The following is a 14,968-nucleotide window of genomic DNA, read 5'->3' as shown; positions in this document are numbered from 1 at the left end:
ACCCGCCGCGGATGACGCGGGCGGCCGCGGCCGGCCCCAGGGTGGAGCCGAGCCGATGACCGCAGGAACCGAATCGAGGTCCGATGACAGCAGGTCCACAGTCCCAGCGCCGCACGAACCCCGCGCGGCGGCATCCGGCACCCTCCCCGCGCAGGCTCGCCGACCTGCCGGTGTGGGTACTGCGCAGCCCGGACGGCGAACCGCTCAACTGCGTGCTGGTGTCGGGCCCCGGCGGGCTGATCGTCATCAACAGCGGGCTGAGCCTGCGGCACGGCAAGGCCCTCAAGCGGGCGCTCGCCGCGTTGTCCGACCGGCCGGTGCGCGCGATCGTCTACCCGCACCACCATGCCCGGTACTGCCGGGGCACCGCCGCGCTCGTCGACCCCGGTGCGGTCGCCGCCAGCGAGGTGGTCGTCCTCGCGCCGAAGGGGTGGAGCGGGCAGCCAGACCCGGCCGAGGTGGTGCCGCCCAACCTGCTGGTGCATCGCGAGTGCATCCTCCAGCTGGCCGGCGTCACCGTGCACGTGCTGCCGGTCGGCGGCAACGGCCACACCGGCGCCGGGATCTACCTGCCGGAGCACCGGGTCGCCATGCTGCCGGACGATCCGGACATGTGGCGCTACCGGCCCGGTCCGCGGGCCGGTACGCCCCTTGCCGACCTGGCCGAGCTGCTCCTGCCGCTGCCGTTCCGGTATGTGCTCGGCAGCCGTCTGCCGCCGCTGGACGCGCCGCACGGCAGGATCCTGCTCGCCAACTACCGCTACGCGGCGCGCGGCGGGGTGCCCCGCCGCGCGCGCTCGCCCAAGCCGGGGTCGTGAGCGCGCGGCACGGCCGCCCCGGCGCGCACCCACGACCCCGGGTCACCGCAGCAGCGCACCCCCAGATGCCGGCACTGCTGCACCGGGCGCCCCGGCACCGGTTCGGGACGACCGCATGTCACAGCATGCGCCTTTGCCTGCCGGTTCGCGGCGGGGTGCCCGTCGCCTCGGCGGGGAGACGACGGGAGACGGATGGCCCCGGCGGGCGACGGCGCACATACTCGCTGCTGTGAGATGGCGCGATGGGTAACCTGGCGGGACGGTCGTGGCATCGGTCGCGGCGCGTGTTCACCGGACCCACGAACGCGCGGCACAGCCATGCCCCGCCACACAGCCGGTCGAGCGCATGGGGTGCACATGACGGAAGGTGCGGGGGCACGGGAAGCGACGTCGTTCGGTGCGGAACTGCGGCGCAGGCGGATCGCGGCGGGGCTGTCCCTGGCCGCGCTCGCCCAGCGGGTGCACTACAGCAAGGGCCATCTCGGCAAGATCGAGACAGGAGACAAGCCTGCCGGAGCCGACCTGGCCCGGTACTGCGACGCGGCCCTGGATGCCGGCGGGCAACTGGCCGCACTGGTGACCAGGGATCCCGCGGGTGCCCGGCCCGCGGACCGCGCGGCCGAGCACGATGCCGAGGTGTGGGTGATGAGCATGGATCCGGACGGTTCTTCCCGCCTGGTGCCGATGCGCCGCCGTGACCTGCTCACGCTGGGCGCGGGCTCGCTGCTGGGGCTCAGCCTCGGCGCGCAGGGCATGCCGGCCGCGGCGCAGCAGGAGGCGACGGTTCCCGCGTTCCGTTCCCTGTTCGAGCAGACCAGGAGGCTGGGCCAGATCACGAGTCCCAGCGTGGTACTGCCGACGGTGATCGCCCAGACGCACACCCTGCGCGGGCTGGCCGCCTCCGCCTCCGCCCCCACTCGGGCGGAGCTGCTGAAACTGGGCGCCAGGTACGCCGAGTACGCGGGCTGGATGACCCAGGAGGCCGGGGACGACCGCGGCGCACTGTGGTGGACCCGCAGTGCGGTGGAGATGGCCTCCGCGGCAGGCGACACCGAGCTGACCACCTACGCGCTGATCCGGCAGGCGCTGGTCACCCTGTACCGGGAGGACGCCGCCGGCACCATCGAGCTGGCGCGGCAGGCGCAGGCCGACCCGCGCACCCCCGCGCGCATCCGGGGGCTCGCCGCATCCCGCGAGGCCCAGGGGCACGCGCTGGCCTGCGACTACGACGAGTGCCGTCGGGCACTGGACCGGGCGACGGAGCTGCTGAACGACACCGGGCAGGACGCGCCGGGCGGGCCGGTGATCGGTCCGGCCACCATGCCCGGCGCGGGGCTGACCGCCGCGGTGGAGGGCTGGTGCCTGCATGACCTCGGCCGCCCGCGGGAGGCCGGGGAGGCACTCGACCGGCAGCTCGCCCGCGTCCCCGGCACCGCCCAGCGGGTGCATGCCCGGTTCGGTGCGCGCAGGGCACTGGCCTACGCGGCAGCCGGCGAGGTGGACCACGCCTGCACGCTGACCGGGCAGGTGCTGGACGGCGCCGAGGTGGTCGACTCGGCCACCATCCGGGTCGACCTGCGCAGGCTCGCCCGCACCCTGTCCCGCTGGCACGGCCACCGGCCGGTGCGTGAGCTCTACCCCCGGCTGACCGCCGCCCTGCGCACCCCGCTCGGCTAGGCGCTCGCGGCTCAGCCGGAACGACCGGTCACCCGGTGGCTGTCTCGGTCAGCACGTCCGCGCGGCGGGCGGCGACGAACGAGGGCCGCGGCCCGCTCGCGGCGAACGGCTCGGCCAGTTCGTTGTGCACGCTGTTGAACACCAGGAAGATGTTCGACCGCGGGAACGGCGTGATGTTGTTGCCCGAGCCGTGCAGGCAGTTCGAGTCGAACCACAGTGCCGAGCCTGCAGGCCCGGTGAACTGCTCGATACCGTGCTCGGCGGCCAGCCGGGTGATGTCCTCCTCGCCGGGTACCCCGGCCCGCTGGCGCCGCAGTGAGGACTTGTAGTTCTCCTCCGGAGTGCCGCCAGGGCAGGCCACAAAGGTCCGATGTGAACCAGGAATGATCATCAACCCGCCGTTGAACGGGTGGTTGCCGGTCAGCGCGACGGACAGGCTGACCGCGCGCATGGCTGGCATCCCGTCCTCGGCGTGCCAGGTCTCGAAGTCCGAGTGCCAGTAGAACCCGTTGCCCTCGAACCCTGGCATGTAGTTGATCCGGCTCTGGTGAATGTAGACATCGGAGCCGAGGATCTGCCTGGCGCGCCGCAGGATCCGCGGGTCCCTGGCCAGCGCACCGACCAGGTCACTGATCCGGTGAACGTCGAAAATGGACCGCACTTCCGAGGACTTCGCCTCCACGACCGTGCGTTCGTCCGCCCGCACCTCCGGATCCAGGGAAAGGCGCCGCAGTTCTTCCTGGAAGCGCCGCACCTCCGCGGCCGAGAGCAGCTCCTCCTGCACGTGGAAGCCACGCTCCTCGTGCGCGGCCAGTTCCTCCTTGCTCGCGGGACCGTCGGGCATCCCCGGCCACACCGCGGGTTCCTCCCGCGCCAGGAATCGCGACCCGGCCGCGGCACGGGTCGGGTACCGGTCGAGGGCACTGCGGGAACTGTCGGTCTCGAGGACGCTCATCATTCGCCTCCTGTGATGTCGCTGGCGCAGCAATGGTCCGGCGCATGACACCAGCTGGCTCGCGGCATTCAACCGGCGGCACGGGACGTGGCCCCGCACTTCCTCCCGCGGTGCACGTCCTTGTCACCCAAGGCTTCCCGAACCATGAGGAGCGAAAACATCGTGCCCGCTCCGCGCCAAGACGGCCTCCCGCGCAGCACATCCGTGGCGTGCGGTAGCGTGCGGTCGGCCGGGCCGGGGAACACCGTCCTTGCCGCGCCGCGCGAGCGCTGACACTCTCGGCATGGCCGGGACCGGCGGGTGCAGGGAGGTTGTCGTTGGGCGGTGTGTTCGTCAACTACCGCACCGGGGACGGCGACTTCGCGGCCACACTGATCACGCGGGTGCTGTCCGCGCGGTTCGGCGCGGAGCACGTGTTCCTCGCCAGCAGGTCGATCCGCCCTGGCGAGGACTTCGCCGAGACCATCCTCAAACGCCTCGCCCAGTGCGACGTACTGCTGGCGGTGGTGGGCCCGCGCTGGCACGCCGCCCCGCCCGCACCGGACCGGGGCGAGGCGGCCACCGCCGACGACTGGGTGTACCGGGAGCTGGTCGAGGCCTTCCGGCACGGCCTGCGGGTGATCCCGGTGTTCCTGGACCACCGGGGCTCGCTCACCGAGGCGGAGCTGCCAGCGGAGATCGCCGCGCTGGCCCGGTGCCAGTTCCTCCGGCTGAGCCACCGCAACGACGCCCGCGACCTCGCCCGGCTGGTGGACGAGCTCACCAGCCTGGTGCCCGGCCTGGTGCTGGCCAGGGCGTTCACCACCACCGCGGTACCCGGCAGGGGCCTGAAACCCAGTGCCTGGCTGCGCCCGGAGTACGAGATCCTGCCCTTCTCCGGCAGGGAGGACGAGCGCGCCGACCTGCTCACCTGGGCCAAGTCCCCGGCGCCGGGGTCGGCCATGCTGGTCACCGGGCCCGCTGGGCAGGGCAAGACCCGCCTCGCGCTGCGGCTGTGTCACGAGCTCGGCGGCGAGGGCTGGGTCACTGGGATGGTGCACGAGTCCGCCACCGCGGCGGACCTCGCCAGCACCAGCACGCTGGACAGCCCGCTGCTGGCCGTGGTGGACGGCGCCGAGCAGCGTGCCGAGCAGGTGCGGGCGCTGGCCGCGGCCATGCTGGAACGTCCGGCCACCGCATCGCCCGCGCGGCTGCTCCTGCTGGCAAGGGATGCGGGGGACTGGCTGTACCGGCTGCGCACCCGCAGCACCGATCGGGTCGCGGGCCTGTTTCGTGACCTTGCGGAGTACCCGCTGGCGCCGCTGGCCACGACGCCGCAGCGACGGCGCGCCGAGTTCCGGCGGGCCATGGCGGGCTACACCCGCTACCTCGGCCTGCCACCCGGCGACTACCCGCCACCACCGGACCTGGCCCATCCCCGGTACGGCTCCGCGCGGGTGCTGCATGCCGCCGCGCTGCTGGCGCTGCTGGCGGAGTACACCGAGCACCAGGAGGGCGGTGAGCGCCGCCCCGACGCGGTACCGGCCCCGGACCTCGAGCTGCACCGCGCGGCGCGGCCCGAATGTCCCTACCGCGGCCTGCAGCCGTTCCAGGAACAGGACGCGCGGTTCTTCCACGGCCGCGAGCGGCAGGTACAGCAACTGGTGGAGCTGACCGGGCAGCACCCGGTGGTCATGGTCATCGGCGCCTCCGGCAGCGGGAAGTCCTCCCTGGTCCGGGCCGGCCTGCTGCCCGCACTGCGCAGGCAGAACGTGGCGCTGACCGTGTTCCGCCCCAGCCCGGGTATCGCCCCTGCCGACCTGCTCGCGCACGCACTGGCCCCGGTCGTTGGCGGCGAGCGCGCACAGGCGGAGGTCGCGTTGCTGGCCGATGCCGTTGCCGAGTCGGCCGGGCACCTGGTGCTGTTCGTGGACCAGTTCGAGGAGCTCGTGGCTGCCGATCCCGGCGCGGCGCGCGAGTTGCTGCACCTGGTGGCGAACCTGGTACGGGCCGCACCGGTGCGGCCGGCCGGTATCCCGGCGCTGCGCGCGGTGTTCACCGGGCGCTCAGCCGATCTGGACGAGGTGCTCACCTCCGAGCTCGCGCCGCTGCTGCGCACCGTGTCGGTGCCACGGATGGGCGCCGAGGACCTGCGTACCGCGATCACCGGACCGCCGGACCTGCCGCTGGTGTCCTTCGAGCCGGGGCTGGTGGACCGGATCATCGCCGACGCGGCCGACGCCCCTGGCCAGCTGCCGCTGGTGGAGTTCGCGCTGACCCGGCTGTGGGAGGACCAGCAGGGCGCCATGCTGACCCACCGCGCCTACGACCAGCAGGGCGGGGTCGCCGGGGCGCTGGCCGCCTACGCGCAGGAGGTGTACGAGCGCAAGCTGCTGCCCGGCCAACGCCCGCTCGCCGAGCGGTTACTGGTGCAGCTGGCCAGGCCCGCCGAGGACGGTGGCTTCACCCTCACCCCGGCCCGGCTCGACCGGCTCGACCCCGATTCCCGTGCCCTGGCAGGCACCCTCGCCGCGCACCACCTGGTCGTGCTGCGCGACGACCCCGGGCAGCCCGAGGTCGTCGCGCTGACCCACGAGGCACTGATCCAGCAGTGGCGGCAGCTGCGCGAGTGGCTGGTCGCCGCCCAGGACTTCCGGTCCTGGCAGGAGCAGCTGCGCACCACCCTTGAGCAGTGGCGGCAGTCCGGCAGGGACCAGGCCACCCTGCTGCGGGGCACGCCGCTGGCCACGGCCGGGGAATGGCTTGACACCCAGCCCGGCCTGCTCACCGGCGAGGAACGCGACTACATCATCGCCAGCCGCAGGCATCAGCGCCGCGGCCAGCGCCAGCGGCGGTTGATCACCGCGCTGATCGGCGTGCTCGCCGTGGCGACCACCGTGCTCGCCGGGGTCGCGGTGAACCGCAACCAGGAGCTCAGCGAGCAGCTGCGCCGGGCCGCGGCGGTCTCGCTCGGCCAGGAGGCGCAGCGGCGAGCCGACACCAACCCGCGCACGGCGCTGCAGCTCGCGCAGGCTGCCTGGCGGCACGACCCCAGCAGGCCCGAGGCATACGGCGCGCTACTGCAGCAGTACCTGACCTATGCCGGGGTCGGCGAGATCCACCCCGGGCTGTGGTCCGGCGAGGTCACCGAGGTCGCCGTCACCCCGGACGGCAGGACCACGGTCATCGCCGAGGAGAACGGGCGGATCACGGCCTGGACCGGGCTGTTCGGCGCGCAACCACGTAGCCGGTTCCTTGCCGGTGTGCCCAACCTGCGGGGACTGGTGCTGAGCCCGGACGGCCGCAGGCTGGCCGTCACCAACGAGCGGGGCGGGGTCACCCTCTGGGACCTGGAACAGCACACCGGGCCACTGCCCCTCCGACCCTCCGATGTGGACGGAATCGGCGACACCACCCGGATCCGCAGCGCCGGGTTCTCGCCGGATGGCGGGCTCCTGGTCCTCACCCTGGGCCGGGAAGGGTCCACGCCGGATGAGGTCGAGGTGTGGGACACGTCCACGCGGGAGCCCGCGGCTGCGGGCTTCCGGCCCGCACCAGAGGTGCTGAGCACCGAGGTGCGGCTGGTGCGGGAAGCGGCGGGCGAGGGAGACGAGGGGGACACTGCCTGGTTCCTCGAGCGGCGCGCAGGGGGGAGCAGATACGCGGTGCAGCGCGACCTGACCACCGGCGAGCCGCGGCGGGAGACGCCAGCCGATGCGATCACTCCGGACGGGCTGCTGGTGCGCTGCGCGAGCGGCCCCTCAGGGGGCACGCTCTCGGTCCACGAGGCGGGCAGCGAGACCGCCCGGCACACCGAACCGGTGCTGGGCTGCCCCGGCCAGGACGCGGCGGGGCTCACCGATCTCGGCGGCCGGTACGCGGTCCTCGGCGGTGCCGGCTCCGGCACCTTCCGCAGGCTGAACCTGGTCGACCTGCGCACCGGGCAGAACTACCTGCTGCATCCCCCGCCGCGCACCGGCACGGCCCGGCCGGACAGCCTGACCGGGCGGACGGCCGCGGACATCCTCGCGGTGCCGGGGGACTCCGGGGCGCCCACCGCGTTCATGTTCGGCACCGGCGCGCTGCTGCGCCTCCAGGCGCAGGGGCCCGCGGACGATCTCACCCGGTTCGGGCCACTGGTCCGGCCGGAGACCACCGCACTCGACCCGGACGGCCGGATCGTCGCGGTGCTGACCACCCAGCACACCCGGACCTCCGGCGGGCACTACGGCCTGCTGACCGTGGACCGGCACACCCGGCGGGTGGCGGGCTACTCCCGCACCAGCGGGACGGAGCTGGAGCTCGGCGCGAACCCGCGGCTGGCGTTCGGTCCGCAGGGCAGACATATCTTCGCCGCGGGCGAGGCAGGGACCCTGTACGTGCTCTCCGCGGCCGACCTCACGGTGCTGCGCACCATCGCGCTCTCCCCTCCACCCGGCGGCACGGAGGAGACCGCCGCGGACCGGCAGCTGTCGATCGTGCCGCTTTCCGCGGGGGAGGTGGCCGTACTGTGGGGCAACGAGCTGAGCCGATGGGATGTCGGCACCGGCGACGTTCTCGGGATGACACCCTCGCCGCTGGGGTCCACGCTCGCGGTGGCAGGCGAGGCGACGGCCCAGCCATGGCCACACGACCCGGCCCGGATGCTGACCTCCTCCACCCAGGGTGTCCAGTTGTGGAACATGCTGGACGAAGGGTTGCTGCACGCCTTCCAGCCGCTGCCGGGCAGCCCGGCCCCGGTGCTGCTGGCCGACCCGCGGCGGCCGCGGGTGGCCGTGCACTACCGCGAGGCCGGGCGGCTGGAGATCTGGAACCCGGACACCGAGGGCGCCGCCTTCCAGCCGGTGCCGGTCGCGGGCGACCGGACACCGGTGGCGTTCACGCACGCCGACAAGCTGGTCACCGCCTCCGGCGCGGGCGAGTTACGGGTCTGGGACCTGGCCACCGCGGGTCAGGTCGCCGGCGTCCGCATCCCCGGCGAGCCCGCGGGCTGGGCGGAGCGGGACGGCACACTGACCGCCATGGCGGCGGGCGGGCCGGTCTCGGTACGGCTGGACCCTGAGCACTGGTTCGCGCACCTGTGCCGGATCAACGACCGGGACTACACCCCCGAGGAACACGCGGCCCTTCCCGCCGGGGCCGATCCCGGCAGGCCCTGCGCCCGGTGACCCGTTGCAGGGTCCGCTCTCAGTGACAGCGCACCCCGCGGCAGCCCGCAGGGTCGGCCGTGGACACGTTGCCTCCGCCGTCCACGACCGATCCCGGCTCCGCGTTGATCCCGTACCGGGCGTTGTCCCTGGTCCGGTTGTCCGACACGGTGATCAGGCTGTCCGGGTGCACCTGCTCCACCCGCAGCCCGTCCGGGCCCGGCCCGTCCTCCCCTGGAGTGCCGTTGCCGAGGAACTCGTTACGGGAGATCTCAACCGGGCCGACCGGGTCGGTGGGAGACGGGCTGACGAGCAGGCCGTAGCCGCGGGTGCCGGTGAAGGTGTTCCCGGTGATCGTGCCCTGCCCCGAGAACAGGATCAGCGCCCGCATCGCGGAGTTCCGGAACAGGTTCCCGGACACGTTGAACGAGAACGAGAGGTCCAGCGCCCAGTTCCCGGACAGCACGTTGTCCACGATGTCGGTGTGTTCCGCGCTGGCGCTGCCCAGGGTGCTGATCTCGCTGTTGCTCACCGCGGCGGCACGGCAGAACGGGCCGAGGTTGGCGATGTGCACCGTGCTCTCCCGCACGCTCACCGTGGAGCTGTCCGTTTCCTGCGCCCCGTGGAAGCAGCCGATGCTGAACAGCTCGACCGTGCTGCGCTGGATGACGCACGAGCTGCCGCGGGAACAGTTGGCCAGGCTCGTGCCCCTGGTGCCGAGCAGGCTGGACTCGGTGAACACGGCCGATGATCCGCCGGTGAAGCCGAACAGCTGGAACCCGTGCACGCTGACCCCGCTCAGCCGCACGTCCCTGGCCCGGTCCCCGCTGATCGCGTACCGGCCGGTCTGCGCGGACGGCCCGGTCACCCCGAGATCGGCCACCGTGACCTCCGCGACATCGACCAGGTCGAGGCCGGTACGGAAGCGGGTGACCGACCCGTTGCGGACCGTGATACCGGTGAGCGTGCCCTCCCCGGCGACCACGATTCCCCTGCCGTGGTCCGCGGCGTGCTGCGTGGTGATGGTGTGGCCGTTCAGGTCGAGCTCGACATGGCTGGCGGCGATGGTCAGTGCGACCTCGCCAGGGCAGGTCAGGTCCGTGGTCAGCACCGCCACGGTGGCGGTGTCGATGACGTCCCCGCACCGCACCTCGGTGCGGTCCCTGGTCACGGTGAACCGCTGGGCGCGCCGGTCGGTGCCCCCTGGACCGGACACCCGCAGGTGCACCACATAGCTGCCAGGGGTGTCGAAGATGTGCTCGAACCGCGGTGCACCGGACCCGGTCACCCTGCCGCGCGGCCCGGTCACCGTCCACGCCCAGCTGCGCGCGCGCCCGGTGACCTCGGCGCCGAACCGCACCGGCGCGCCGGCCAGCGGGGTCTCCGGCCGCAGCAGCAGCCGGTCGATCCGCAGTGGCGTGTCCGGCGCCTCCACCACGACCTGGGCCTCGGCCCGCGCGCGGCGCCCGGTGCTCAGCTCGGCCTCGGCCAGCACGGGATAGGTCCCCGGCCGGTCCCACCGATGGCGCACGGTGGCACCATCGGCCCGGCCACCGGCACCGAAGGTCCAGCGGGCCGACCGCACCGTGGCGGCCCCGTCCGCGACGAGCGCGAACTCGAACTCCTCCCCCACCGTGCCGCGGGAGTCCGGCCGGATCACGATGGACACCTCGGTCCCCGCGGCGGAGTCCGCGGGCTGCGGCCGGGTGCCGCCGGGCCCGGATACCGCGGGAGCCTCCCCCGCGGGCGCGGGCGGGCCCATGGCCTGCCGTGGCCGCCGGTCCGCGCCGCCGCGGTCGGCCTCGCCGGGGTCGTACTTGGTGATCGGCCGGACCCTGCCGTCCAGGCCGATCACCCCGGCCCGCTCGCTGTCCGGGTCGTTGTAGAAGACCATCCCGTCCCTGGTCAGCAGTTCGAACCGGACCGGCCGGTCGAACAGCCGGGGTGCGGCCACCACCCTGGCCGCGCCGAGGTCGACGATCCACGCCCGGCCGCTGGAGTGGTCCGGCACCACGGCGTGCCCGCCGAGCGCCACCGGCTTGCCGAGCTCCGCCGGGCCGCCGCTGAGCCGGACGCGGTCGCAGGATCCGGTCTCCGGGGCGCAGCTCAGCAGCTGCCCGCGCGCGGGTACCGCGAGCAGCACGCGGTGCCCATCGGGGGACCCGCTCACCGCCGGCCGCTCCCCAGGGCGCAGGTCCACCGGCATGGATTGCTGGAGCGCACCGGTGCGCGGGTCGAGCAGTGCCAGCCTGCCCCGCGCGGGGTCGGCGAGCACCGGACGGTCTCCAGCCATGCCGAGCCTGCTGCCCGGCGCGCCCGCACCGGCCAGGGTGTGCCGCCTGCCATCGGCGAACCAGACCAGCTCGCCGGTGCGCTCGTCCAGCGTCCACAGCCTGCCCCGCGGGTCCACCACCGGTTCGTCCTCGGTGAGCCGGGTGGCCAGCGGGTGGGTGGGACCGGTGCGTTCCAGGGTGACCGGGTCGGTGCCCGCCAGCAGCCCCCGCTCCAGGTCCAGGGCATGCAGCGTGCCAGGGGCCGGGAACACCGCCAGCCGCCCGCCCGCTCCCGGCAACGGCCGCACCGGGCTGGACGGCCGCAGGGTGGCGCCGTCCACCCGCACCACCGAGTCCGCGTCGCGGTTCACCGCGTAGCCGGTTGCGCCCTGCTGCGCGGCGCGCAGGTCGCTGCCGGGGGCTGCGACCGTGGCGCTGCCAGCCACCTCGGCCGTCACGCCGTCCAGCAGGGTCAGCCTGCCCACCGCACCGGAGGCCACCCACACCTTGCCCGCATGCAGCCGCACCTGCGACACCGGCTGTTCCTGCTTCGCGCCGAGCACCACCACCCCGGCCACCGAGGCGATCGCCAGCACGACCCCGCCAACCGAGCGCCACCGCCGTATCCCGAGCCCGAACCTCATGTGACCACCTGCTTGTCCGCCGTGCCAACGTTCCCGGTGCGCCGTCCAGTCCCAGGCCGCCGCGGCAGCAGCGGCCGCGGGTCCACCGCGGCCAGCAGCCATCGTGCCGAGGGCCGCCGCGGGTACAGCCGGGCGCGCAGCTCACTTTCCAGTTGCCAGGCCCTGCGGACGTCGCCGTCCGCGGGTGCGGCCGGAGCGTAGGTGGCCGCGGTCGCCAGTGTCGCCAGCTCCACCGCCGGTTCCGCCTGCGGGCCGAGGGCGGCCCTGGCGGCCGCGGCGGTCTCCACGGCCGTCCGTGCGGGCGCCTCCCGCACCCCGCGTTCGGCGAGCCGGTCCACGGCCTCCTGCCATGCGCCAAGTGTGCCTGCGACGTTCCCGGCCGCGCCGCGACGCCGCCGTCGCCTGCGTACCTTCACCAGTACGATCGCCGCAGCCGCCAGCAGGGCGAGTGCGGGTGGCAGCGCCGCGCCCCATCTCAGCCAGGTCCAGTTCGTGCCGGGGGATGGATGCGCGGGGGCCGGTGGTGGTTCCGGCCGCGGCTGCGCGGCCAGCGGTGGATCGGGCCGCGGCGAGCCGGCGGCGCCTGCGGGCTCGTCCTCCGGGTCGCCGCCCTGGTCGGTCCCGACCCCGGCGGGGCCGGTCGGCTCGAAGGGAATCCAGCCGTACCGTTCGAAGTGCACCTCGGCCCAGGCATGCACATCGCGGGTGGTGACGGTGTGCACCCCGTTCCGCGCTTCCGGCAACCGGTAGCCGACCGCGACCCTGGCCGGGAATCCCGCGGCCCTGGCGAGCACCGCGAAGGCCGAGGCGTGCTGCTCGGCGAAACCGGCCTTGCCGTCCGGGCCGCTGCCGGTCAGCAGGTTGTGCACCCTGGCGTAGGAATGGCCCGGCTGCGCGTCGAGCCGGTACGGCAGCCCGCGCAGGTACCGCTCGATGGCGACGAGCTTGGCGTAGGGGTTCCGCTCGCTCGCGGTGAGCCTGCGTGCGGTGGCGCGTAGTTCGCTCGGCAGGCCGGGCAGTTCGGTGTAGCGCCGGTATGCCGGGCCGGTGCTCGGCGCGGCCTGTGGCAGGCCGCGATCACGCACGCCGACCAGGCCGGTCAGCCGGTAGCCCGCGCCATGCCAGGCCTGCCCGGCGTTGACCAGCACCCCCGAGTCCTTGCTGAAGCCGATCGCGTCGGGGTCCAGCCCGGCCGGCCGCAGCCGCGCGGGCCAGCCGAACACCGGAAGGAACGGTCCGGTGAGCCGGTCGATGGTGATCTCCGCGGTGACGGTGCGGGACTCGGTCAGCTCCGGGTCCACGGCCAGTTCCCGCCCGGCCAGCAGGAAGCGGTCGGCCGCGGTCCACAGCACCCCGTCGAACTCACCGAGCGCGGCGGTGCGGACCCGGTCCAGCTCGGCACCGTCGGCGGTGCGCACGGTGAACAGGCGCCGCGGCGGCCGCTCCCGTAACTGGGTCTTCACCGTTACCAGCGGGGTGAGGGTGTCGGCGATGCGCACCGGCGGCTCGGTCAGCGCGCGGGGGTCGAACCGGTCGGTGCCCGAGGACAGCGGGAATGCCTGCCCGCCGAGCACGGCGAGCAGGATGATCACGGCGATGGACGGCACCCCGGCCACCAGCCTGCCCACGGTGGCCCGCCGCAGGCTTCGCACCACGCCGGGCACCTGCCGGTCGGCGGACCGGAGCCCGGCATCCGAGCGGGCGGCCCGCAGCAACACCAGCAGCAGGGCCGAGGCCAGGAAGAACCCGGTGGGCCACAGCTGGACACCGGGTTGCGCGCCGACGAACAGCAGGGCCGCGGTGAAGGCCACCAGGCCAGGGGCCACCGGGGCCAGCACGGTGCGGGTGCGCAGTACGAGCGTGGCCCCGGTGAACGCGGCGATCCAGGTGACCAGTACCGGGGTGATGAGCAGGTCGCCGCGCAGGTCGGCGGGTGGGACCACGGTGAACATCCGGGCCCAGCCGCCGAGCAGGCCCTGCGCCAGTTCGGCCAGGGTGCCCCCGGTGGGCAGCCCGTGTACGACCGTGTTGCGGAACACCCCGTACGCGGACAGCAGGGCGAACCCGCCCACCGCGGTCAGCAGGGTGCCGATCGACCCCCACCGGCGCAGCCCGGCCAGGGTCGCGGCCAGCACCGCGGCCACCGCGGCGCCGCACACCTGCGGCAGATACCCCGTGGTGGCGAAGAACCGGCCGTACAGCAGGCCACCGGCCACGGTCATGGTGACGCACAGCAGCAACTCGGCTGCGGTCGCGGCCGATCGGTAGCCGCCCGCTCTCCCGCGTCTGCCCGCGGACCGCGGCCTCATGACCGCACCGCCGAGCTCCAGCGGTCGGCGAACTCGGTGCTGCTGCGGGCATGCAGCACGACCACCCCGTCCGGTGGTTGCTCCTGGCCGACCTCCGCCTGTCCGATGTGGACGACGGTGATGGCGCGGAACCACGGCCGGATCGCGGCGAGTACCTGCCGTACCGGCGCGCTCTCCCGGCCGGTCACCAGGCCGAGGGTGATCCACTCGCCGGTGGCGACCAGATCGCGGACCAGGTCCGGCAGCCCCGCGATCCCGGGGTCGGCCGCTGCCGGCCGCGCCACGGACAGCTGGTCGAGCGCGGTGGTCGCCTCGCTGCTCCACTGCCGTCGCCCGGCCGTACCCACCCGGTCGCCGGTGGTGCGCAGCTCGAACCGCAGGCCGGCGTGACCGGCGGCAAGGCACCAGGAGGCGGCGACCCGCGCGGCGTCCTCGAAGGCCGCACCTGGGTAGGGCCGGGCGCTGGTGTCCAGCACGATCAGCTGCCGGGGTTCGTCCGGGACCACGTGGTGCCGCACCTGGAGCGTCCCGGTCCGCGCCGTGGATGGCCAATGGATCCGCCGCCAGTCATCCCCTGGTTGGTAGTCACGCAGGCTGTGGAAGGCGACCCCGTCCCGCGCGGAGCCATGCGCGTCGCCGCCCTCGGTCTCCCGGATGCCTGCCATCGGCAGCGGGGCGATCCGGTGCGCCCGCGGGTAGACGTACAGCACCGACTCCCTGCCGTGCGCGGCCCGGGTCCGCAGCAACTGCAGCGGGTCGGCGTGGCCGACCGCGGGCGCGGGGAGCACATGCCTGCCACGGCGGTCGGTCGGCAGCGGGTAGGTGGACTCGGTGCTGCCCCCCGCGGGCAGGCTCGGCAGCGGGACCGCGATCCGCCGTCCGGCCAGGGTCTCGGTGACCAGCAGCGGCGGGCTGCGCCTGCGCCCGATGTTGGTCACGGTCAGCACTCCGTAGGCCGGATCGCCTTCCGGTACCCGCGGCGGACTGATCGCGCGCACCGTGGTGAGCCGCGGGCGGGCCAGCATCCACACCGCCGCGACCAGCAACGCCGCCACGCAGCCGAGGCCGAGCAGGAGCAGCTCGGGGTATCCGGTGAGCAGGCCGCCCGTCAGCAGCAGCACGGCCGAGGCGGCGAGGACGGCCCCTTTCCCGGTGAGCACGGCGGT

Annotated in this window: 7 protein-coding genes; 3 read left to right on the top strand and 4 right to left on the bottom strand. The window is 74.2% G+C overall.

The features are described from left to right. The first annotated feature begins 83 nt into the window (after positions 1-83). Both KOI47_RS15150 and KOI47_RS15145 read left to right on the top strand, forming a co-directional pair. A complete protein-coding gene (locus KOI47_RS15150; RefSeq protein WP_216216600.1) occupies positions 84-818 on the top strand; it encodes an MBL fold metallo-hydrolase in 735 nt (244 codons plus the stop codon). A gap of 357 nt (positions 819-1,175) precedes the next feature. Continuing rightward, positions 1,176-2,495 carry a helix-turn-helix domain-containing protein gene (locus KOI47_RS15145; protein WP_216216599.1) on the top strand — a complete coding sequence of 440 codons (1,320 nt, stop codon included), beginning with the start codon at positions 1,176-1,178 and terminating at the stop codon, positions 2,493-2,495. 28 nt (positions 2,496-2,523) lie between these two features. Here the strand turns inward: KOI47_RS15145 and thpD are convergent, their stop codons facing one another. Beyond that, positions 2,524-3,450: an ectoine hydroxylase gene (gene thpD / locus KOI47_RS15140; protein WP_216216598.1), complete on the bottom strand. Its 927-nt coding sequence runs from the start codon at positions 3,448-3,450 to the stop codon at positions 2,524-2,526. A 326-nt stretch (positions 3,451-3,776) separates the two neighbouring features. Between thpD and KOI47_RS15135 the strand changes: the two genes are divergently transcribed. After that, complete coding sequence (locus KOI47_RS15135; RefSeq protein ID WP_232376866.1) at positions 3,777-8,597, top strand: nSTAND1 domain-containing NTPase; 4,821 nt, start codon at positions 3,777-3,779, stop codon at positions 8,595-8,597. A 19-nt stretch (positions 8,598-8,616) separates the two neighbouring features. Here the strand turns inward: KOI47_RS15135 and KOI47_RS15130 are convergent, their stop codons facing one another. From KOI47_RS15130 to KOI47_RS15120, 3 genes are read right to left on the bottom strand one after another with little or no spacing between them, the layout of a single operon-like run. Continuing rightward, positions 8,617-11,493, bottom strand: a complete 2,877-nt coding sequence (locus KOI47_RS15130; RefSeq protein ID WP_216216596.1) for a PKD domain-containing protein — start codon at positions 11,491-11,493, stop codon at positions 8,617-8,619. Next, positions 11,490-13,802 carry a transglutaminase family protein gene (locus KOI47_RS15125; RefSeq protein ID WP_216216595.1) on the bottom strand — a complete coding sequence of 771 codons (2,313 nt, stop codon included), beginning with the start codon at positions 13,800-13,802 and terminating at the stop codon, positions 11,490-11,492. Before KOI47_RS15125 ends, KOI47_RS15130 begins: the two co-directional genes overlap by 4 nt. Then, positions 13,799-14,962: a DUF58 domain-containing protein gene (locus KOI47_RS15120; RefSeq protein ID WP_216216594.1), complete on the bottom strand. Its 1,164-nt coding sequence runs from the start codon at positions 14,960-14,962 to the stop codon at positions 13,799-13,801. Before KOI47_RS15120 ends, KOI47_RS15125 begins: the two co-directional genes overlap by 4 nt. Positions 14,963-14,968: the final 6 nt, after the last annotated feature.

This window comes from Amycolatopsis aidingensis, from assembly GCF_018885265.1.
GTDB classification, from domain to species: Bacteria; Actinomycetota; Actinomycetes; order Mycobacteriales; family Pseudonocardiaceae; genus Amycolatopsis; species Amycolatopsis aidingensis.
This window is presented reverse-complemented; position numbering and strand designations above follow the sequence as displayed.